At 63.4% G+C, this 19782-nt stretch carries 14 protein-coding genes; 7 read left to right on the forward strand and 7 right to left on the reverse strand.

Annotation, left to right across the window (positions count from 1 at the left end; genetic code table 11):
* Window positions 1-17: 17 nt before the first annotated feature.
* The gene (locus ACZIRK_RS05650) at window positions 18-1037 is read right to left on the reverse strand and encodes an ABC transporter substrate-binding protein (protein ID WP_130225271.1); all 1020 of its coding nucleotides are present in this window, start codon (window positions 1035-1037) and stop codon (window positions 18-20) included.
* Between the two features lie 114 nt (window positions 1038-1151).
* Between ACZIRK_RS05650 and ACZIRK_RS05655 the strand changes: the two genes are divergently transcribed.
* The 4 genes from ACZIRK_RS05655 (at window position 1152) to ACZIRK_RS05670 (ending at window position 6276) form a co-directional block, all read left to right on the forward strand.
* Complete coding sequence (locus tag ACZIRK_RS05655; protein WP_130225270.1) at window positions 1152-1985, forward strand: creatininase family protein; 834 nt, start codon at window positions 1152-1154, stop codon at window positions 1983-1985.
* A gap of 119 nt (window positions 1986-2104) precedes the next feature.
* On the forward strand, window positions 2105-2380 hold the full coding sequence (locus tag ACZIRK_RS05660) for a hypothetical protein (RefSeq protein ID WP_130225269.1): 276 nt from the start codon (window positions 2105-2107) through the stop codon (window positions 2378-2380).
* A 489-nt stretch (window positions 2381-2869) separates the two neighbouring features.
* Window positions 2870-4858: a carbohydrate porin gene (locus ACZIRK_RS05665; RefSeq protein WP_130225268.1), complete on the forward strand. Its 1989-nt coding sequence runs from the start codon at window positions 2870-2872 to the stop codon at window positions 4856-4858.
* A gap of 104 nt (window positions 4859-4962) precedes the next feature.
* Window positions 4963-6276 (forward strand): ABC transporter ATP-binding protein, encoded by a 1314-nt coding sequence (locus ACZIRK_RS05670; RefSeq protein ID WP_130225267.1) that lies wholly within the window; start codon window positions 4963-4965, stop codon window positions 6274-6276.
* Window positions 6277-6475: 199 nt separating this feature from the next.
* Here ACZIRK_RS05670 and ACZIRK_RS05675 read toward each other — a convergent pair whose 3' ends face one another.
* Together ACZIRK_RS05675 and ACZIRK_RS05680 are read right to left on the reverse strand one after the other, a co-directional pair.
* Complete coding sequence (locus ACZIRK_RS05675; protein ID WP_463327059.1) at window positions 6476-8101, reverse strand: FMN-binding glutamate synthase family protein; 1626 nt, start codon at window positions 8099-8101, stop codon at window positions 6476-6478.
* Window positions 8102-8419: 318 nt separating this feature from the next.
* Window positions 8420-9193 carry a ferredoxin--NADP reductase gene (locus tag ACZIRK_RS05680; protein ID WP_028163358.1) on the reverse strand — a complete coding sequence of 258 codons (774 nt, stop codon included), beginning with the start codon at window positions 9191-9193 and terminating at the stop codon, window positions 8420-8422.
* A gap of 290 nt (window positions 9194-9483) precedes the next feature.
* Here ACZIRK_RS05680 and ACZIRK_RS05685 point away from each other — a divergent pair, with 290 nt between their 5' ends.
* Window positions 9484-10437 (forward strand): ATP-grasp domain-containing protein, encoded by a 954-nt coding sequence (locus tag ACZIRK_RS05685; RefSeq protein WP_349645061.1) that lies wholly within the window; start codon window positions 9484-9486, stop codon window positions 10435-10437.
* A gap of 235 nt (window positions 10438-10672) precedes the next feature.
* Here ACZIRK_RS05685 and ACZIRK_RS05690 read toward each other — a convergent pair whose 3' ends face one another.
* The gene (locus ACZIRK_RS05690) at window positions 10673-11584 is read right to left on the reverse strand and encodes an amino acid ABC transporter substrate-binding protein (RefSeq protein WP_130225266.1); all 912 of its coding nucleotides are present in this window, start codon (window positions 11582-11584) and stop codon (window positions 10673-10675) included.
* Window positions 11585-11596: 12 nt separating this feature from the next.
* A complete protein-coding gene (locus ACZIRK_RS05695; protein WP_463327060.1) occupies window positions 11597-12886 on the reverse strand; it encodes a dicarboxylate/amino acid:cation symporter in 1290 nt (429 codons plus the stop codon).
* A gap of 212 nt (window positions 12887-13098) precedes the next feature.
* Between ACZIRK_RS05695 and ACZIRK_RS05700 the strand changes: the two genes are divergently transcribed.
* Window positions 13099-14100, forward strand: coding sequence for an NADP-dependent oxidoreductase (locus ACZIRK_RS05700; protein ID WP_130225265.1), 1002 nt, complete (start codon window positions 13099-13101; stop codon window positions 14098-14100).
* 180 nt (window positions 14101-14280) lie between these two features.
* Here the strand turns inward: ACZIRK_RS05700 and ACZIRK_RS05705 are convergent, their stop codons facing one another.
* Together ACZIRK_RS05705 and ACZIRK_RS05710 are read right to left on the reverse strand one after the other, a co-directional pair.
* Window positions 14281-17439 (reverse strand): efflux RND transporter permease subunit, encoded by a 3159-nt coding sequence (locus tag ACZIRK_RS05705; protein WP_130225264.1) that lies wholly within the window; start codon window positions 17437-17439, stop codon window positions 14281-14283.
* A gap of 10 nt (window positions 17440-17449) precedes the next feature.
* Window positions 17450-18649 (reverse strand): efflux RND transporter periplasmic adaptor subunit, encoded by a 1200-nt coding sequence (locus tag ACZIRK_RS05710; RefSeq protein ID WP_165435165.1) that lies wholly within the window; start codon window positions 18647-18649, stop codon window positions 17450-17452.
* A gap of 232 nt (window positions 18650-18881) precedes the next feature.
* Here ACZIRK_RS05710 and ACZIRK_RS05715 point away from each other — a divergent pair, with 232 nt between their 5' ends.
* Window positions 18882-19658 (forward strand): hypothetical protein, encoded by a 777-nt coding sequence (locus ACZIRK_RS05715; protein ID WP_463327061.1) that lies wholly within the window; start codon window positions 18882-18884, stop codon window positions 19656-19658.
* Window positions 19659-19782 lie beyond the last annotated feature (124 nt).

Below are 19782 nucleotides of genomic sequence, written 5' to 3' on the forward strand. Positions count from 1 at the left end.
GAGAGCTCTCTTCGTGCCTAGTTCTTCGGCCGCAGGTCGAGCCCAACGCCCTTGTTGACGAAGCGCAGCGTATAGGCCTGGCGGAAGTCGATATCGGAGCGAACGACGCCGGCCCGCACCATCTTGTCGAAGAAGCTCGCCATCCGCTCGTCGGTCATGGCGCCGATGCCGTTCTTCAGCGAGTCGCCGGAATCGACGATGCCGTATTCCTTCATCTTGTCGATGGAATAGCTGAGCAGTTCGTCGGTCATTTCCGGATTGAGCTTCTTGATCATGGCATTGGCAGCGGTATTGTCGCCGTAGAGATAGTTGTACCAGCCGATGATGGAGGCGTCGACGAAGCGCTGCACGAGATCGGGCTTCTTCTCGACCGTGTCGCGGCGGGTCTCGATCAGGGTCGAATAGGTGTTGAAGCCGTAATCGGCGAGCAGGAAGATACCGGGCTTGAAGCTTGCGGCCTTCTCCACCGCGAACGGCTCCGAGGTGACATAGCCCTGCATCGCGCTTTTCTTGTCGACGATGAAGGGCTGCGGGTTGAAGGTGTACGGCTTCACCTTGCTCTCGCTGAATCCGTATTCGGATTTGAGCCACTGGAAGTAGGTCGTCATACCCTCCTTGGAGACGAGCAGCGTCAGCGGCTTCAGATCTTCGAGCTTGGTTGCCTTGATGTCAGGATGGGTCAACAGCACCTGCGGATCCTTCTGGAACATCGCGGCGACGGCGACCAGCGGCACGTTGTTGGTGACCGCGTCGAAGGATTGCAGCGAGTTCGCACTCATGAAGAAATCGATCTTGCCGGCGATCAGGAGGATGCGATTGTTGTTGTTGGGACCGCCGGGAACGATGGTGACGTCGAGGCCGTATTTGTTGTAGGTGCCGTCGGCTACCGCCTGGAAGAAGCCGCCATGCTCGGCCTCCGCGACCCAGTTGGTGCCGAACGAAACCTTGTCCAGGGTCTGGGCCTTTGCGGGCGCAAAGGCTGCAACCAGGGCGCACACGGCTATGGTTAACGCTCGCAGCAAAAAGGCCCGCTTCATGGTTGGACTCCGTCGCTGGTTATGGCCCATGATGGGTGATGGACGCCGAATGCGCCCGCGGCAGGGCCGGCAAATTACCTCGCAAATCCGCGCAAAGGAACGCTTGGCAGAGAAATGACTTCGACTGTTCCACCCCGCGACTGGACCGAAATCCGCTGGCCGGAGGTCGCTGGCGCCGATCCGGCGCGCTGGATCGCGGTATTGCCGCTCGCAGCGACCGAGCAACACGGGCCGCATCTGCCCCTCGGCACCGACGTCATGATCGCCGAAGCCTATCTGGCGCTTGTGCGCGAGCTGTTGCCCGTCGGCCTCCCCGCGACCTTCCTGCCGCTGCAGCCGGTTGGCATTTCCACCGAGCATATCGACTTTCCTGGCACGCTGACGCTGCCGGCCGATGTCGCATTGAAGACGTGGACGACGCTCGGCGACAGCGTGGCGCGCGCAGGCGTCAAAAAGCTGGTGATGGTCACGAGCCATGGCGGCAACAGCGCCGCGATGAGCCTGGTCGCGCAGGATCTGCGTGCGCAACACGAGATGCTGGTGGTCACCACAAGCTGGTCGCGGCTGAGCGCGGCGGAAAAGCTGTTCGATGCGGAAGAAGTGCATCACGGCATTCATGGCGGCGCGGTCGAGACCTCGATCATGCTGGCGCGCTATCCGCAGACGGTGCTTAGGGGCGCGATCTCGGATTTTCATCCCGCCAGCATCGCGATCGAGAAGGATCACCGCTGGCTATCGACGCAACGGCCCGCGCCTTTCGCCTGGCAAACGCAAGACCTGCACGCAAGCGGCGCGGTCGGCGATGCGACCAAGGCTGCCGCGGAGAAGGGCGAGCGCCTGCTCGATCACGGCGCACGCGCGTTCTGCGAGCTGCTTATCGACGTCGATAACTTCGACGTGAACAAGCTCGCAGCCGGGCCGCGCTTATCCACTAAGCCGCTGTTCTGACAGCAAAATAATCGACAGCCATAGCCTTCCTCCTCCGCTTCGAACCCAAATCGCGGAGGCTCCGTCCAACGGTGCGTGCGGGCCATCCCGGCGCCGCCTTCAACAGGATGGAGTTATCCATGTCGATCAAGACCAAGATTGCTGCTCTCGCCCTCGCCGCGCTCGCTGTCACCGGCACGATCGCGACGTCGACCACCCAGGCGCAAGCCAAGCCGTTCCACCACCACCACTGGGGCTTGGGCGTCGGTGCCGGCCTCGTCGGCGCAGCGGTTGTCGGCAGCGCCATCGCCGCGAACAACGGCTACTACTACGACGGCTATCGCCGCTGCGGCTGGGTTCGCCAGTACGATGCGTTCGGCAATTACATGGGCCGCGTGCGTACCTGCAATTTCTGATCGATCGACGGAGCGGTTTTGGTTGACGCGTTTTCTGCACAGATAAGTCCACGCAATCTGCGCAAATTTGATTGCGGCGCGAACCGGTAAACCTCCTTCGCTCGAAAACACGTCGACCGTGGATTGTGCGTCCGGCACGGGCGCCTCATCCACCCCGTGTCGTACCCGGACCCGCCCGGCTGTCCCCCCGGGCGGGTCATCCACATCCGGATCTGGCCGCGACAAGATGATCGCGCTTCTGTTGCAAAACTGTCATTGAGCGATGCCATCCAGCGGTAATGACTCGCCGTTTCTTGCTATTGCGAATTATTCGCAATAGGGATTGTGGTACGGTGTAGCTTCCCCGATCTGGCGCGATGGAGGGGAATCAGGACATGCGACCGGGGCAAAGGCGGCGTGATGATTTCGTGTGCGGGAAGGCGTCGTAGCAACGCTTCGGGAACGGGCACGCCGAACCCTCGCGACGTCCAGTTTGGAAGCATCTCCGCCATGCCGCCCTGCAGCCGATCCTTTGCGAAGATTCTCGGCCACGCGGCGGCCGCGACCGTCGCCTTGAGCGGCCCGGCGGTTGCCGCCGATATCGCCTTCAAGGCTCCCGCCTACGCCGCCGTCTACGATTGGACCGGCTTTTATCTGGGGGGCCACACCGGCTACGGCGATGGCAGCCTGGGCCCACGCACCAATCCCCTCCCCGAACAGTCCGTGTTCTTTCCACCGACCGTTACCGGGCTGCTCGGCGGCTACCAGGCCGGATACAATCGCCAATTCTTCAATCGCATGGTGCTCGGCATCGAGGCCGACGCCACCTTCACCAGCCCGACGGACGTGCCGCGGCTGGTGCCGGGCCCTTTCCAGAGCTCGATCGACTACACCGGCACCTTGCGTGGCCGCGTCGGCTACGCATTCGGATGGTGGATGCCCTATCTGACCGGCGGCTTCGCCTGGGGGCACAGCCATGTCAGGATCAACGACGCCGACGGCGAGATCGTCTCGACCCCCGGTCGATATCACACCGGCTGGACCGTCGGCGCAGGTGCCGAATTCGCGCTGAGCGGCAATTGGAGCGCGAAGCTCGAATACGATTATGTCAACCTCGCGCAACGGACCTACGACCTCGGCGAATTCGGCTTGCCCTCCGTCAGCATCAAGCCCGATCTCCATCTGCTGAAGTTCGGCTTGAACTATCAGTTTGGCGACGCGCCTTGGCCGGTCGCGGCAAGCCCGACCAAACTTCCCGAGTCGAACGACTGGAATGTGCATGCGCAGACCACGTTCCTGCCGCAGGGCTATCCGTCGTTCCGCTCGCCCTACATGGGCACCAACAGCCTGCCGGGGCCTGGACAACTCCAGGCGACCTGGACCACGACGGCGTTTCTCGGCCTCAGGCTGTGGGAAGGCGGCGAGCTCTATTTCAATCCGGAGCTGGCGCAGGGCTTCGGCATCAACGGCACGCTCGGCCTTGCCGGTTTCCCCAACGGCGAAGCGCAAAAGGCAGGAGCGGCCTTTCCGAAGCTGCGGCCGCAACGCTACTTCCTCAAGCAGACCTTTGGACTTGGAGGCGAGCAGGAAGAGGTCGCCGATGGTCCCAACCAGTTGCCGGGCAAGCGCGACATCAACCGCATCACCGTCGTCGTCGGGCGCTTTGCGGTCGGCGACTTCTTCGACGGCAATTCCTATGCAAAGGACCCGCGCGCCGATTTCATGAACTGGGCGATGTGGGCCTCTGCCGCCTACGACTTCCCGGCCGACCTGCCTGGCTATACGCGCGGCGCGGTGGTCGAGTTCAACCGCAAGGACTGGGCGGTGCGCGCCGGCCTGTTCCAGGTGCCTGATGCGCCCAACAGCGACGTCCTGACCTTTAAGACCGGCGGCACCGTGGTCGAGTTCGAAGGGCGCTATGCGCTCTCCGACAAGCCCGGCAAGCTGCGGCTCGGCGCATTTGCCAATCGCGGCAATACCGGCATCTATCAGGAGGCGTTGGATATCGAGAGCCTGAACCCGGCGCTCGACATCAATAACGTGATGACGGCCATCCGCCGCGACAATCTCAAATACGGCTTCTACGCCAACCTCGAGCAGCAGCTCGCCACGGACATTGGCCTGTTTGCCCGCGCGAGCTGGAACGACGGCCGCGCCGAAATTCTCTCGTTCACCGACGTCGACCGCAGCGTTTCGGGCGGCCTGTCGGTCAAGGGCAGCTATTGGGGCCGGCCAAGCGACACGTTCGGCATTGGCGGCGCGATCAACGGCCTGTCCGCCGCGCATCGCGATTTCCTGGCGGCTGGCGGCCTCGGCCTCCTGATCGGCGACGGTCGGCTCAACTACAGCCACGAGCGCATCTTCGAGACGTACTACGCGTATTCGATCAGCAAGAACTTCACCTTGACGGCGGACTATCAGTTCATCACAAACCCCGCCTATAACGCCGACCGTGGCCCCGTGCACATCTTCGCGGGAAGGCTGCACGGGGAATTCTAGAGCATATCTTCACAGGAAGATCGTGCTCAAATGAAAGGATCGCGGGAGATCGGTTCAAGGAGCCATTGTCCCGCCGCCTTCGCCTCGGGTGATGAGGAGCCGCCATGCTCGAACAATCCGCTCAGCCTAACCTCATCGATATCCGCGGCGTCTGTCGCTCCTTTCCCAAGGGCAGCGGCGAGAACCTGCTGGTGCTCGAAAACGTCGACCTGACCATCCGCGCCGGCGAGATCGTCGGCCTGCTCGGCCGCTCCGGCTCCGGCAAATCGACGCTGCTCCGGATCATCGCCGGCCTCGTCGACCCGTCCTCGGGAGAGGCGGTCTGCCGCGGCAAGAAGATCGCAGGTCCCCCCAATGGCGTCGCGATGGTGTTCCAGTCGTTTGCGCTGTTTCCCTGGCTCACGGTGCTGCAGAATGTCGAGCTCGGGCTCGAAGCACTCGGCATCGATGCCGCAGAACGACGCACCCGCGCGCTCGCCGCGATCGACCTGATCGGCCTCGACGGTTTCGAATCCGCCTACCCCAAGGAATTGTCCGGCGGCATGCGCCAGCGCGTCGGCTTCGCGCGCGCCCTGGTGGTGCATCCGGACCTGCTGTTGATGGACGAGCCGTTCTCGGCGCTCGACGTCCTGACCGCCGAAACGCTGCGCACCGACCTGATCGATCTGTGGACCGACGGCCGCCTGCCGATCAAATCGGTGCTGATGGTGACGCACAATATCGAGGAGGCGGTGCTGATGTGCGACCGCATTCTCGTGTTCTCGTCCAATCCCGGCAGAGTGGCGACCGAGATCAAGGTCGATTTCCCGCATCCGCGCAACCGCCTCGATCCGGCGTTCCGGCAGCTCGTCGACAACATCTATGGGCGCATGACGCAGCGGACCGACGGCAAGTCGACCACAGCAGCCGAGGCGGCTTCCGGCGCGGGCGTCGGCACGGCGCTCGGCCATGTCTCGTCCAACGAACTGTCCGGCTTGATCGAGACGCTGGCAGGGCCGCCCTATCACGGCCACGCCGACCTGCCGGTTCTCGCCGGCAGCCTGCAAATGGAGACGGACGAGATCCTGCATCTCGGCGAGGCGCTGCAGCTATTGCGGTTCGCGCGCTTAAGCGAGGGCGACCTGGTGCTGACCGAAGCCGGTCTGCGCTTTGCCAATCTCGAAACCGACGCGCGCAAGAAACTGTTCGCCGAACATCTGATCAGCTACGTGCCGGTGATGGGCCTGATCAAACGCGTGCTTGACGAACGCCCGTCCCACACAGCCCCCGCCGCGCGATTCCGCAACGAGCTCGAGGACTACATGTCCGAGGATTATGCGGACGAGACGCTGAAGACCATCGTCTCATGGGGACGCTATGCCGAGCTGTTCGCCTATGACGAACAGTCGGAGACGTTCAGCCTGGAGAACCCGCATTAGCCGACGCGGCCTGTCCCTACCTCGCCGCCGCAACAAACCCTGTCATTCCGGGGCGACGCGAAGCGGCGAGCCCGGAATCCATCGAGCAGCAGATGCGGGTGGAAACATGGATTCCGGGCTCGCCACTGCGTGGCGCCCCGGAATGACCGGGATGGGCGGTTCGCCTTCTCCACGTTCTTGCGGGGAGAGGGAAACGTGCTCACCCCGCCGGCTGGAACGAATCGGGGCGGGCCATGGCCCAGGCGTCGCGGAAGCGGCGGTCCTGGGTGCCTTCGAGCAATTCGCCCGGGCGCAGCGCCGGGTAGAGTTCGGCAAAGGTGCGGACTTCCGTGGTCGATGTCCGCTGGGTGAAATGGATCGGCCGCAACTCCTGCGGATGCTCGAGGCCGGCGGCGGCGAGCAGCTCGGCCAGCGCATGCAGCGTCGCGTGGTGATAATTGCAGACGCGCTCGATCTTGTCGGGCACGTAGAGCGCGCGATTGCGGATCGGGTCCTGCGAGGTCACGCCGGTCGGACAGCGGTCGGTGTGGCAGCTCAAGGACTGGATGCAGCCGAGCGCAAACATGAAGCCGCGCGCCGAATTGCACCAGTCGGCGCCGATCGACATCGCGCGTGCCATGTCGAAGGCAGTCGCGATCTTGCCGGAGGCGCCGATCTTGATGCGGTTACGCGCATTGATGCCGACCAGCGCATTGTGGGCAAAATTGACGCCTTCGCGCATCGGCATGCCCAGATGATCCATGAATTCCAGCGGCGCAGCGCCGGTGCCGCCCTCATTGCCGTCGATCACGATGAAGTCGGGATAGATCCCGCTCTCGAGCATCGCCTTGCAGATCGCGAGGAATTCCCAGGGATGGCCGATGCAGAGCTTGAAGCCGGCCGGCTTACCGCCCGACAGCCTGCGCATCTCGCCGACGAAGGCCATCATCTCAAGCGGCGTCGAGAACGCCTTGTGGGAGGCCGGCGAAATGCAATCTTCCCCTAGGGGAACGCCCCTGATCTTGGCAATCTCTTCCGAGACTTTTGCCGCCGGCAGCACGCCGCCATGGCCGGGCTTGGCGCCCTGGCTCATCTTGAGCTCGACCATCTTGATCTGCTCCTCAGTGGCGATACGCGCGAACTCGTCCGCATTGAACGTGCCGTCGAGATTACGGCAGCCGAAATAGCCGGAACCGATCTCCCAGATGATGTCGCCGCCCTTCTCGCGGTGGTACGGGCTGACGCCGCCTTCGCCGGTGTCATGCGCAAAGCCGCCCTTCCTGGCGCCGGCATTCAGCGCGCGCACCGCGTTCGGGCTGAGCGCGCCGAAGCTCATCGCGGAGATGTTGAAGACCGAGGCGGAATAAGGCTTGGCGCAATCGGGGCCGCCGATGGTGATGCGGAATTTCTCGTTCGAATGGGGCTTCGGCGCCACCGAATGATGCATCCACTCATAGCCCTCGCGGTAGACGTCCTCCTGGGTGCCGAACGGCCGCTTGTCCAGCACCATCTTGGCGCGCTGATAGACGACGGCGCGGGTGTCGCGGGAGAACGGCATGCCGTCCTTCTCGCTCTCGAAGAAATACTGCCGCATCTCCGGGCGGATCTCTTCGAGCAGGAAGCGCAGATGCGCCGAGATCGGATAGTTGCGCAGCACCGCGTGATGCTTCTGCATGAGGTCGCGGACACCCAGCAGCGTCAGCGCGCCGAAGATCAGTAAGGGAATCAGGATGACGTCGATCAGCTTCCGGTCGACGATGCCGAACACGAGCAGAAGCGCAGTGACCACCGAGCAGATCGTGAGCACGATGAAGCGCGGCGAGAACGGAAGCAGCAGCGTTGCCATGAAACCCCTCAGCGGATCCTGCCGAACTGGTTATCGGCGGGCGGAGAGCCTAATCGATCCCGCCCCGTCCGCCACACGCTACACGGTATAATGGGTCTTCGGGTTCACGGATGTGACACCGACGCTACACGATCCGGGGTGGTGTATTGCGCTGCAACGAAAGGGGGAAGAGGCACCCCGCCGTCATTCCGGGTCGATGCGAAGCATCGGGCCCGGAATCCATCGGGCCACAAACGCCGCGGAGAAATGGATTCCGGGCTCGCGCTGCGCGCGCCCCGGAATGACGGGCGAGAGAGTTGGCTTAAAACTCGAAGCCGATCAGCGCTCGACGAAGGCCTTTTCGATCACGAAATGGCCGGGCGTGCTGTGGCTGCCTTCGGTGAAGCCGCGGCCCTCGAACAGCTTGCGCAGGTCCTCCAGCATCGCCGGGCTGCCGCACATCATGATGCGGTCGGTCTCAAGATCGAGCGGCGGCTGGTGGATGTCGTTGAAGAGCTGATCCGACGTGATCAGGTCGGTGATGCGGCCGCGGTTGCGGAACGGCTCGCGGGTCACGGTCGGATAATAGAGCAGCTTCTCGGCGAGCAGCGGACCGAACAATTCGTCGTCGCGCAGATTGGCGACCAGATCCTCGCCATAGGCGAGCTCGGCGACCTGGCGGCAGCCATGGACCAGCACAATGGTCTCGTAGCGGTCATAGACCTCGGGGTCTTTGATCAGGCTCGCGAAGGGAGCCAGACCCGTGCCGGTCGACAGCAGCAGCAGCCGCTTGCCGGGGATGAGATTGTCGGTGATCAGCGTGCCGGTCGCCTTGCGGCCGACCAGGATGATGTCGCCTTCCCGGATCTTCTGCAGCTTGGAGGTCAGCGGACCGTCCTGCACCTTGATCGAGAAGAACTCGAGCTCTTCCTCGTGATTGGCGCTCGCCATCGAATAGGCGCGCAGCAGCGGCCGGCCATCGATCTCGAGGCCGATCATGGCGAACTGGCCGTTCTGGAAGCGGAAGCCGGAATCGCGGGTGGCTCGGAAGCTGAAAAGCGTATCGGTCCAGTGACGAACAGAAAGGACCTTCTCTCGATAGAACGCGCTCATGTGTCTGGTTTTTCCGATTGACCTTACATAAACGAGGTCGAGTAGCGGCTGCTCGACCGCACGTAATTGACTGACATCAAGGGGAAGCCCGCCTGCCCGTCGCGCCGCTGACACACATAATGGAATTCATCCATTGTGCAATTGCGAACTCAGCATGGCTGTCGATTGATTTCGCAGAATGGTTCAAAACATCGTTGTTAAGGTTTCCGGCGCGGCGCAATTAACTTGCTGGAAACGATGCCGGTAGAGCAGTTAATTCCACGCGGCACCATTGAGAGAGGAAAATCGACTTGGCGATCCCGATCAGCCAGCGGATTTTTGTCGACGCGGTCACGAAATATTGCCTGGCCCGTAACATTACGGTCGAGGTGCGGTCGGAGGCCTGGCTGATCGTCATGCAACGTGGGCAGCGGCGGCACCTCGCCTTCGCGTATGACGTCGGGCTGAACAGCGCGGTCGCGCACCAGATCGCCAACGACAAGGCGGCTACCGCCGAGGTGCTACAATGTTTTGGGGTGCCCTGCATCCCCCACACCCTGTTCCTTGGGCCGAAGCTTGCGGCCTATACGCGGTCGGCCGGCTCCTGGGAAACGATGCTCCGCCTGCTGGCCGAGCATCCCAACGGGCTCGTCGTCAAGCCAAACGAGGGCACGTCGGGCGAGGGAGTCTTCCGGGTGACGACCAAGCATGCGCTCGAGCTCGCGGTCGGCAGGATCCTGGCGGCCTACCCAAGCCTCGCCATCTCGCCCTATGTCGAGATCGAGGACGAGATTCGTGTTGTCCTGGTCGATGATCTCCCGGTCGTCGTCTACAGCAAGGAGCGCCCGTTCGTGATCGGCGACGGCAGGCATTCGCTGCTCGAGCTTGCGCTCGCGGCCATGCCTGCCGAGCGGCGATCGACGGCGCTGCCCGGCCTGATCGCGGCGATCGGGCGGGCCGAGCTCGATGCGATCGTCCCGGAGGGCGAGCGGCGCATCCTCAACTGGCGCCACAACCTCGATTCCGGCGCGCGACCGGTGCTGCTGAAGCAGGGCGAGACGCGCGACACCTGCATCGAGATCGCGATCAAGGCCGCCCGCGCGATCGGCATCCGCTTCGGCTCGATCGACGTCGTACGCACCGATGGCGCCTGGCGGATCCTCGAAGTCAACGCCGGCGTGAAGATGGAAGCGCTGAGCCGCTCGCACCCGGAATTGGCTTATGCCGCGTATGAAGCGGCGCTGGATAGGGTGTTTGCGCAGTAAGGCAGTGACGCTGTGAGACCCTCATCGTGAGGAGCGCGGAACGCGCGTCTCGAACCATGAGGCCCCGCCGGTGGCCTCGCCCTTCGAAACGGTCGCTGCGCGGCCTCCTCGGGGTGAGGGGAGAAGTCGGAATGCGGCGCTCTCTCCCCGTCATTGCGAGCGTAGCGAAGCAATCCATGGCGCCGCTTGCGGAAGCGTGGATTGCTTCGCTGCGCTCGCAATGACGGACGAGAAGCTAATTACTTGTCCCCTCGTTATCGTCCAGCGCCTTGAAAGCCTCCTCGAGCTGCGGCGAGATCGCGACGTTGAGGCGTTCGCCGGTGGGAAGCCGCGCGATGAACCATTTGTTGTAGAGCGGGATCAGGTCGCGGCCGGAGCCGAGCTTGCGGAAGGTGCGCTCGACCACGTCCTTCAACTGCGGCTCGCCCTTGCGGTACATGATGCCGTAGGGATCGTAGGATAGGTAGTCGCCGACCACGCGGAACCTGTCCTGCGACTTGTGCCGCGCGATCAGGCCGTAGAGCAGGATGTCGTCAGTCGCGAACGCATCCGCGTTGCCGTCGGCCAACATCTGGTAGGACTGCTCGTGATCGGGCGACGTCACGATATTCAGCCCGAGCGAAAATTTCTTGTCGACATTGTGCATGGCCTGTTCGTTGGTGGTCCCCTTGGTCACCACCACCGTCTTGCCCTTGAGATCGGTCACGCCGGAGATGGAAGAGGTCTTCGGCACCATCAATTTGGTGCCGGCGACGAAGATCAAAGGAGAGAACGCGACCTGCCTGGCCCGCTCGGCATTCGCCGTGGTCGACCCGCATTCGAGATCGACCTTGCCCTGCACAACAGCAGGAATGCGATCGTCGGAGGTGACCTTGACGTAGTCGATCCTGAGATTGGGATCGTCGACCTCGACGCCGATCTCCTCCACAATCGCCTCGCACAATTCGAGGCTGTAGCCGATCGGCCGGTTGGATTGATCGAGGAAAGAAAACGGCGGCGAGCTCTCGCGGTAGCCGAGCCGCACCACATGGGTGTTCTTGATATTGGCGAGCGTCGGGCTAAGGCCCTCCACCGTTTGAGCGACCGCGGCGCCGGCCAGCAGGCTTGCTGACAACAGCGCCGCGGCCAAGCTTCGGGCGTGATGCATGCACCCCTCCCATCAATGGCCGGCCATCACCGCACCCGGCACCGCATCGGACGGCACCGCATCGTCAGGCCCAAGCTCGTGCTCTTCCTTCAACTCGCCTTCCCACTTGGCGACCACGGCGGTGGCGAGCGAATTGCCGATCACATTGGTGGCGCTGCGGCCCATGTCGAGGAAGGTGTCGATGCCCATGATCATTAGCAGGCCCGCCTCGGGAATGCCGAACTGGCTGAGTGTCGAGGCGATCACGACGAGGGAGGCGCGCGGCACGCCGGCGACGCCCTTGGAAGTGATCATTAACGTGGCCAGCATCGCAAGCTGGGTGCCGAGCGACATGTCGATATGATAGGTCTGCGCGATGAAGATGCTGGCGAAGGTGCAGTACATCATCGTGCCGTCGAGATTGAAGGAATAGCCGAGCGGCAGCACGAAGGCCGAAATCCGCGCCGAGGCGCCGAAGCGGTTCAATCCCTCCAGCGTCTTCGGATAGGCGGCCTCCGACGAGGCGGTCGAGAACGCGATCATCAATGGCTCACGGATCAGCCGCAACAGGTGGCTGTAGCGCGGCCCGATTACGATGAAGCCGACGACGACCAGGATCGCCCACAGGATCAGGAGAGAGACGTAGAAGCCGCCCATGAACACGACGAGCTTCCAGAGCACCCCAAGTCCGTTCTTCGACACCGTCGCCATGATCGCGGCCCACACCGCAAGCGGCGCGAACAGCATCACATAGCTCGTGACCTTCAGCATGATGTGGGCGAGGTCGTCGATCAGGGCCATGATCGGCTTCGCCCGCTCCGGCATTGCGCCGAGCGCGACCGCGAAGAACACCGCGAACACCACGATCTGCAGGATCTCGTTCTGCGCCATCGCGTCCGCGATCGAGGTCGGCACCAGGTGGATCAAAAATTTCTCAAATGAAAAGGCCGAGACCGGCAGGCCGGTCGACTGGGCTTTGTCGGGCAGCGTGCCCGGAAAGTTGGCGCCGGGCTGCAGCAGGTTGACCATGACGAGGCCGAGCAGGAGCGATACGAAGGAAGCGCTGACGAACCAGCCCATGGTCTTCGCGAAGATGCGCCCAAGCCGCGCGCCACTTCCCATATGCGCGATGCCGCCGACCAATGTCGCGAACACCAGCGGCGCGATGACCATCTTGATCAGCCGCAGGAACAGCATCGCGATCAGGTTTACGTCGGCCGCGATCTCCGCCCGGCTGTCGGGCAGAAAGTTGTAGACGAAGGCACCCATCACGATGCCCAGCACCATCGCGATGAGGATGTACTGCGTGAACCTGCTCGACATGCTCTTACTCCCGTAAGTCGCCCGGCAAGCGATGGAGTGTGGCAGATTTACGCAGGCGCGCAACACGCTTTCGCTCTCCGCGAGCGGAGCTGCATGTTCCAGTTGTGGAATAGACACGCGGGGATTAGCGTCATGGCAGCGCACAATCTGTGCAATCTGGCGCGCAACGCGCACGCAGTTGCATCGGGATTGACCAACAAGGGAGGGACACCATGAGCGAAGCTAATAATCGTCAGATCCTACTGGTGGAGAAGCCGACCGGGAGGCTCGGACCTGAGCACTTCAGGATGGTCAATGGCAGCATCCCCGAGCCGAAGGACGGCGAGGCCTTGCTGCGGCTGCGCTATCTCTCGCTCGATGCCGCCAACCGCGCCTGGATGCACGGCGCGACCTACCGCGCCGCGGTCGAGGCCAACACCGTGATGTCCGGTGGCGGCATCGCCGAGGTGGTGGCGTCTAAGGCCTCAGGCCTTGCGCCGGGCGACATCGTGTTCGGGGACACCGGCTGGCAGGATTATGCCGCGGTGCAGGCAAAGCATCTGACCAAGATGCCAAAGCTCGAGCCGATGACGCATTTGCTCAGCGTCTACGGCATCGCTGGCCTCACCGCCTATTTCGGCCTGCTCCATGTCGGCAAGCCCAAGGAAGGCGAGACCGTCGTGGTCTCGGCAGCCGCCGGCTCGGTGGGCTCGATCGTTGGACAGATCGCAAAAATCAAGGGCTGCCGCGTGGTCGGCATTGCCGGCGGCAAGGACAAGTGCCACTGGCTGACCAGCGAACTCGGCTTCGACGCCGCGGTCGATTACAAGGACGGCGGCACCTACAAGGCGCTACGGTCGGCTGCGCCTGATGGCATCGACGTCTATTTCGACAATGTCGGCGGCGACATCCTGGAGGCTTGCCTGCCGCAGATGAACAATCGCGGCCGCATCGCCTGCTGCGGTGCGATCTCGCAATATGACGGCGTCCCCTCCGCTCACGGCCCGCGCGGCGTGCCCGGATTGATCGTTGTCAAGCGGCTGATCATGCAGGGCTTCATCGTGATGGACTTCATGGACCAGCGCGACGCTGCGCTCGCCGACCTGCAGTCCTGGATCGCCTCCGGCAGGCTGAAGGTGCAGGAGGACGTGATCGACGGGCTGGAGAACGCGCCGGCCGCGCTGATCGGCCTGCTCGCCGGCGAGAACCGCGGCAAGCGCATGATCCGGGTGTGATGTTCTGGCGATGCGGCCTTCTCCCTCTCCCCGTTCTTACGGGGAGAGGGTTGGGGTGAGGGGCTCTCTCCGCAAACACGGTAATAGCTGAGTTCGCGGAGACTCCCCCTCACCCGGATCGCATCTGCGATGCGATCCGACCTCTCCCCGCAAGCGGGGCGAGGTGCAGTGAAGGAGCCGTTACGGCGCCTGCGGGACAATCCCCGTAGCCGGCGCCTTTTCCTTGCGCGACTTGCGCCAATTCTCGAAGCCCTGCACCACAACGAAGAACGCGGGCACGAACAGCACGGCAAGGCAAGTCGAGGCGATCATGCCGGAGAACACGGTGATGCCGATTGACTTCCGCGCATTGGCTCCGGCGCCGGTCGCGAGCACCAGCGGCACCACACCGAGGATGAAGGCAAAGGACGTCATCAGGATCGGGCGGAACCTGGCGCGTGCCGCCGCGATCGCCGATTCGATCAGCGGCTCGCGGCCTCGCACGTGATGCTCGAGCGCGACCTCGACGATCAGGATCGCATTCTTCGCCGACAGTGCGATCAACAAGATGATGCCGATCTGGGTGTAGAGGTTGTTGTCGATCCGCAAGGCTGACAACACCAGCATCGGGCCGAGCAACGATAGCGGCACAGCGAGTATCACCGAGATCGGCGCGTACCAGCTCTCATACTGACCGGCCAGCACCAGGTAGACCAGCAGTAAGGCAAGGCCGAATGCATAGTAGATCTGGTTGCTGACTGCCTTCTCCTGATACGACATCGCCGTCCACTCAAAGCCCGTACCCGGCGGCAGCGTCTTTGCGGCGATCTGCTCCATCAACGCCATTGACTGTCCCGAGCTGTAGCCCTGCGCCGGCAGGCCGATGATGGAGGCGGACGGGTAGAGATTATAGAGGCTGATCAGCGACGGCCCGACCGACGGCGTGATCGTGGCGACGGTGCCAAGCGGGACCATTTCGCCCTGGCTGTTGCGCACCATCAGGTTCTGGATGTCGCGCAGGTTCAGGCGGAATTTCGAATCCGCCTGCACATAGACCTGGAAGGTGCGGCCGAATTTGTTGAACTGGTTGACGTAGCTCGCGCCGAGATAGCTCGACAGCGTCGAAAAGATCTGGTCGGTCGTGACGTTCAGCGTCTGGGTCTTGGTCCGGTCGACCTCGACGTCGTATTGCGGCACCATGGAGCGGAAGGACGAGCTGACCCGCTGCAGCGCGCTTTGCGTCTGCGCATTGGCGACGACCGCGCCGGTGATCGCCTGCAGCTTGGCGTAATCGGCATTGCCGTCGCGGAGTTCGACCTGCATCGCGAAGCCGGCGGCATTGCCGATGCCCTGGATCGGCGGCGGGGGAATCACCAGGATGCGCGCCTCCTCGATCTCGGCCAGCTTGTCGTTCAGCCCAAACACCAGAGAGCGCAGATCCTCGCCGGGCCCGCGTTGGCTCCAATCCTTCAGGATCAAATAAGCGACGCCGGCATTCGCCAGGCTCGAACTATTGTCGAGCGCGGAGATGCCGGCGATGGAGACCACCTGCTGCACGCCGGGCGACTTGCCGGCCATCTCGCTGACCCTTTCGAGGACACGTTGTGTCCGATCCAACGCAGCACCATCGGGTAATTGCACTGCAGCCAGCAGATAGCCCTGGTCCTCGATCGGGATGAAGCCGGTCGGCACCCGCGACAGGCCGTAGCCGGCAAGACCGATCAGGATCAGCGCAGCCACGACCGAAACATTGCTGTGCCTGACCAGCCCGCCGATCAGCCGCGCATAGCCGCGCTCCAGCCGCTCATAGAGGGCATTGAAGCCGCGGTAGAAGACATTGCGCTGCTCCAGCGGCACCGGCCGGCGCAGCCACAGCGCACACTGCGTCGGCTTCAGGGTCGCGGCATTGATGGCGCTGATCAGAGCGGTCGCGGCGATCACCAGCGCGAACTGCGCGTACATGCGCCCGGTGAGCCCCGGCAGGAACGCCGCCGGCAGGAACACCGAGATCAGCACCAGCGTGATGCCGACGATCGGCGCGAACAATTCATCCATCGCCTTGATCGCCGCATCATGGCCGGACAGGCCACGCTCGATATTGTGCGCGGCGCCCTCAACCACGACGATGGCGTCGTCGACCACGATGCCGATCGCCAGCACGATCGCAAACAGCGTCGAGAGATTGATGGAAAAGCCGAGCGCCGCCATCGCCGCGAACGCGCCGATGATGGTTACCGGCACTGTGGTCGCCGGCACCAGCATCGCGCGCCAGTCCTGCAGGAAGACGAGGATCACGATCAGCACCAAGAGGCCGGCCTCGATCAGCGTCTTGTAGACCTCGTTGATCGAGGCCTGGACGAAGATGGTGGTGTCGAACGGCGTGTCGTATTTGATGTCCTGCGGGAACTGCTTGGCCAGTTCCACCATCTTCTTCTCCACCGCCTTCTCGACCTCGAGCGCGTTGGCGCCGGGCGACAGGAACACGCCGATGCCGGTGGAAGGCTTATTGTTGAGCGAGAAGATCTGGCTGTAGGTCTGGGCGCCGAGCTCGACCCAGCCGACGTCGCGGACGCGGGTGACGTCGCCGACGTTTCCGGTCTTGACGATGATGTTCTCGAACTGGCTCGTGTCATCAAGCCGGCCGGCAACGTTCAGCGTGTACTGGAACGCCTGGCCGGGCGGCGTCGGCGGCATGCCGACCTGTCCCGCCGTGACCTGCTGGCTCTGCTGCTGGATCGCCTGGATGACGTCCTGCGGCACCAGATCGCGTGCCTGCAATTGGTTCGGATCGAGCCAGACCCGCATCGAGTATTGGCCGGCGCCGAACACGGTGACGTTGCCGACCCCTGACAGCCGCGACAGCTCATCCCTGATGCTGATGGTCGCGTAGTTGGAAAGGAACAGGCTGTCATAGGTCTTATTCGGCGAGGTTAGCGTCACGAACAGCAGGATCGAGGTCGACCGCTTCTGCACCGTTACGCCCTGGCTCTGCACCGATTGCGGCAATTGCGACAGCGCGCTCGACACCCGGTTCTGCACCAGCACCTGCGCGAAATTGAGATCGGTACCGATCTTGAAGGTGACCGTCAGCGTATAGGTGCCATCGGCGCCGCTATAGGACTGCATATAGAGCATGTCCTCGACACCATTGACCTGCTGCTCGATCGGCAGCGCCACGGTGTCGATCACGGTCTTGGCGGATGCGCCGGGATAGCGGGTCGTCACCTGCACGGTCGGCGGCACCACGTCGGGATATTGCGCGACCGGCAGGTTGAGCAGCGCCACGCCGCCGATCAGGATCATCAGGATCGCGATGACGTTGGAAAGGACCGGCCGCTCGATGAAGAATTTCGAGATCATGGCCGCCCCCTCACTTCGCCGATGCGGAGGCTTCGATCTTCTGCAGTTGCGGATCGACCTTCTGGCCGGGGATCGCGCGCAACAATCCGGCGATGAGGACGCGGTCGTCCGGCTTCAGCCCGCTATCGATGACGCGCAATTCGCCTTCGAGCTGTCCGGTTTCCACCTTGCGCTGCTCGACCACGTTGTCGGCGTTGACGACCAGCACATAGCGGCCGGCCTGGTCGCTGCCGAGCGCGGTAGCGGGCACCAGCAGCGCGTCCTGCTGCTGGTCATAGGGCACGCGGACGCGGACAAAAAAGCCCGGCAACAACGTGCGGTCGGGATTGTCGAAGATGCCGCGCACCGGCAGCGTGCCGGTCGACTGGGTGAGGATCGGCGAGATGTAGTCGAGCTTGCCCTTGTGCGGATAGCCGGTCTCCGTCTGCAGGCCGACCTCGACCGGCAACTGACGCAGCTCGGCCACGGAGAGACCACGCCGCCTCGCGTCCTCGCGGATGCGCAACACGTCCTGTTCGTTGACGTTGAAATTGACCCAGATCGGATCGAGCTGGACGATGCTGGCAAGCTGCGTCGGCGAAGTCGAGCCGACGAGTTCGCCGACCGAGACGAGGTGCGCGCTGACGATGCCGTCGAACGGTGCCGTCACATTGGTGTAGCCGTAATTGACCTCTGCGATCCGGGTATTGGCTTGCGCCTGCTGCAGGCTGGCCTGGGCGTTGTCGCGATTCGCCGTCGACGTATCGAGTGTCGCCTGCGAGACCGCCTGTCGCTGCACCAGGTCGATCTGGCGCTTGAAATCGGTCTCCGCCTGCTTCAGCGTCGCTTGCGCGCCCACCTCCGCCGCCTTTGCCTGCTCGAGCTTCAACTTGTAGGTCTCAGGCTCGATCGTGAACAGCGTGGTGCCTTGCTTGACGAAGGTGCCGTCCTGATAATCGATCGACTGCAGAAAACCCTGCACGCGCGCCACCAGGTCAACGCTCTTGACCGGCGCGGTGGTGCCGGTTGTCTCCAGGAAACGCGTAATGCTGCGCTGCACCGGAATCGCGACTTCCACCTTTGGTGGCGGCGGTGGCACGAAAGTATTTTGCTCGCAGCCACTTGAACCGACCAAGACGGACAGCAGGAAGCTAATGCGCAACAGGGGCGCAGCGGCCGGTCGCGCGCCATGGTTCGATCCGCAACAGGCCGATGGGCGCGCAAGCTTCATTTCCGTGCACCAGTTCAACTTGCCCCGCAAAGAGGCGTTCATCCGGAGACGACTGTCGCGATGCATCCATAGCAACAATTGGCTTGCAGTGGAACCCGAAACAGAAAATGATACCGCCCACTAAGATTGCCGTACCAGACTTTTCAAGAGCGACCTTCTTCAAGAACGAACTTCGCAAGAATGAACTTCGGTTGAAGCGGCGGCTTCCGTCGACAACAAAGGGTTTGCTTACATGATCAAGACATTGAAGCGCGCATGCGGGCGCGCCCTGCCGTTTTCCGTCGTGCTGTTTGCGACCGCAGCGCTGGCGCAGGCGCCGAGCGAGGCCCAGCGTGAGGCGATCAAGTCGCAATGCCGCAACGATTACATGGCGCATTGCTCCAGCATTCCGCGCGGCGGCGAAGCTTCGCTGCAATGTCTGCAGAAGAACATGTCGAGCTTGTCTGCAGGCTGCGCCGGTGCGGTGCGTGCAGTAGAAGCACCGGCCGCACCGAAGGCGGAGACGGCGCCGGCCCCTACCAAGACCGAGGCGCCGGCGGCGGCAACCAGCGCAGCGAAGCCGAAAGCGGCGGGCACGCAGGCCAAGCCGACCGAGGCGCAGGTTTCCGCGATCCGGAGCGCCTGCCGTTCCGACTATCAGAAGGTCTGTCCCGGCGTGCCGACCGGCGGCGCCCCCGCACTGCGATGCCTCGAGAAGAACAAGGCGAGGCTCTCGCCCGCTTGCGGTGAGGCAGTTGCGGCCGCGAGTGGTGGTGCGGCGCCAGCGGCAGGCGACGGCTCCACTGCTGCGGCTACCGCGCCGGCGGCGCCTGCGGCAGGGATCGTACTGCGGCCCTTGCGTCCGCGCGAAGAACTGCTCGTCGTGCGGTCGGCCTGCGGCGCCGACGTACGCTCGCTGTGTGGCGGCGTTGCGCCGGGAGGCGGCCGGATCGCGCAGTGCCTAGCCTCGAATGCCGCCTCGCTGTCGCCCGCCTGCAAGGAAGTGCTGGGACAGTTCGCGGCGCGGTGAGCCCGCCGCGACCGGCCCGCTCCGCGCAGCGGAACACGAGAACAAGCTGAATCAGGCTGACCGAAACTTTCCGGTGGCGCCGGGCGCGCCCTGCGGATAGTCTAGGCGCAAAATCGTAAGTACA

It is taken from the genome of Bradyrhizobium sp. Leo114, from assembly GCF_055229415.2.

Coding starts and splice junctions, on each gene's coding strand:
- ACZIRK_RS05675 (WP_463327059.1), bottom strand. CDS start 8,101: ATGGCAACGCTGCTGCTTCCGTTCTCGCCGCGCTTCATCGTGCTCACG.
- ACZIRK_RS05680 (WP_028163358.1), bottom strand. CDS start 9,193: ATGAGCGCGTTCTATCGAGAGAAGGTCCTTTCTGTTCGTCACTGGACC.
- ACZIRK_RS05650 (WP_130225271.1), bottom strand. CDS start 1,037: ATGAAGCGGGCCTTTTTGCTGCGAGCGTTAACCATAGCCGTGTGCGCC.
- ACZIRK_RS05700 (WP_130225265.1), top strand. CDS start 13,099: ATGAGCGAAGCTAATAATCGTCAGATCCTACTGGTGGAGAAGCCGACC.
- ACZIRK_RS05665 (WP_130225268.1), top strand. CDS start 2,870: ATGCCGCCCTGCAGCCGATCCTTTGCGAAGATTCTCGGCCACGCGGCG.
- ACZIRK_RS05670 (WP_130225267.1), top strand. CDS start 4,963: ATGCTCGAACAATCCGCTCAGCCTAACCTCATCGATATCCGCGGCGTC.
- ACZIRK_RS05660 (WP_130225269.1), top strand. CDS start 2,105: ATGTCGATCAAGACCAAGATTGCTGCTCTCGCCCTCGCCGCGCTCGCT.
- ACZIRK_RS05690 (WP_130225266.1), bottom strand. CDS start 11,584: ATGCATCACGCCCGAAGCTTGGCCGCGGCGCTGTTGTCAGCAAGCCTG.
- ACZIRK_RS05715 (WP_463327061.1), top strand. CDS start 18,882: ATGATCAAGACATTGAAGCGCGCATGCGGGCGCGCCCTGCCGTTTTCC.
- ACZIRK_RS05705 (WP_130225264.1), bottom strand. CDS start 17,439: ATGATCTCGAAATTCTTCATCGAGCGGCCGGTCCTTTCCAACGTCATC.
- ACZIRK_RS05695 (WP_463327060.1), bottom strand. CDS start 12,886: ATGTCGAGCAGGTTCACGCAGTACATCCTCATCGCGATGGTGCTGGGC.
- ACZIRK_RS05710 (WP_165435165.1), bottom strand. CDS start 18,649: ATGAAGCTTGCGCGCCCATCGGCCTGTTGCGGATCGAACCATGGCGCG.
- ACZIRK_RS05655 (WP_130225270.1), top strand. CDS start 1,152: ATGACTTCGACTGTTCCACCCCGCGACTGGACCGAAATCCGCTGGCCG.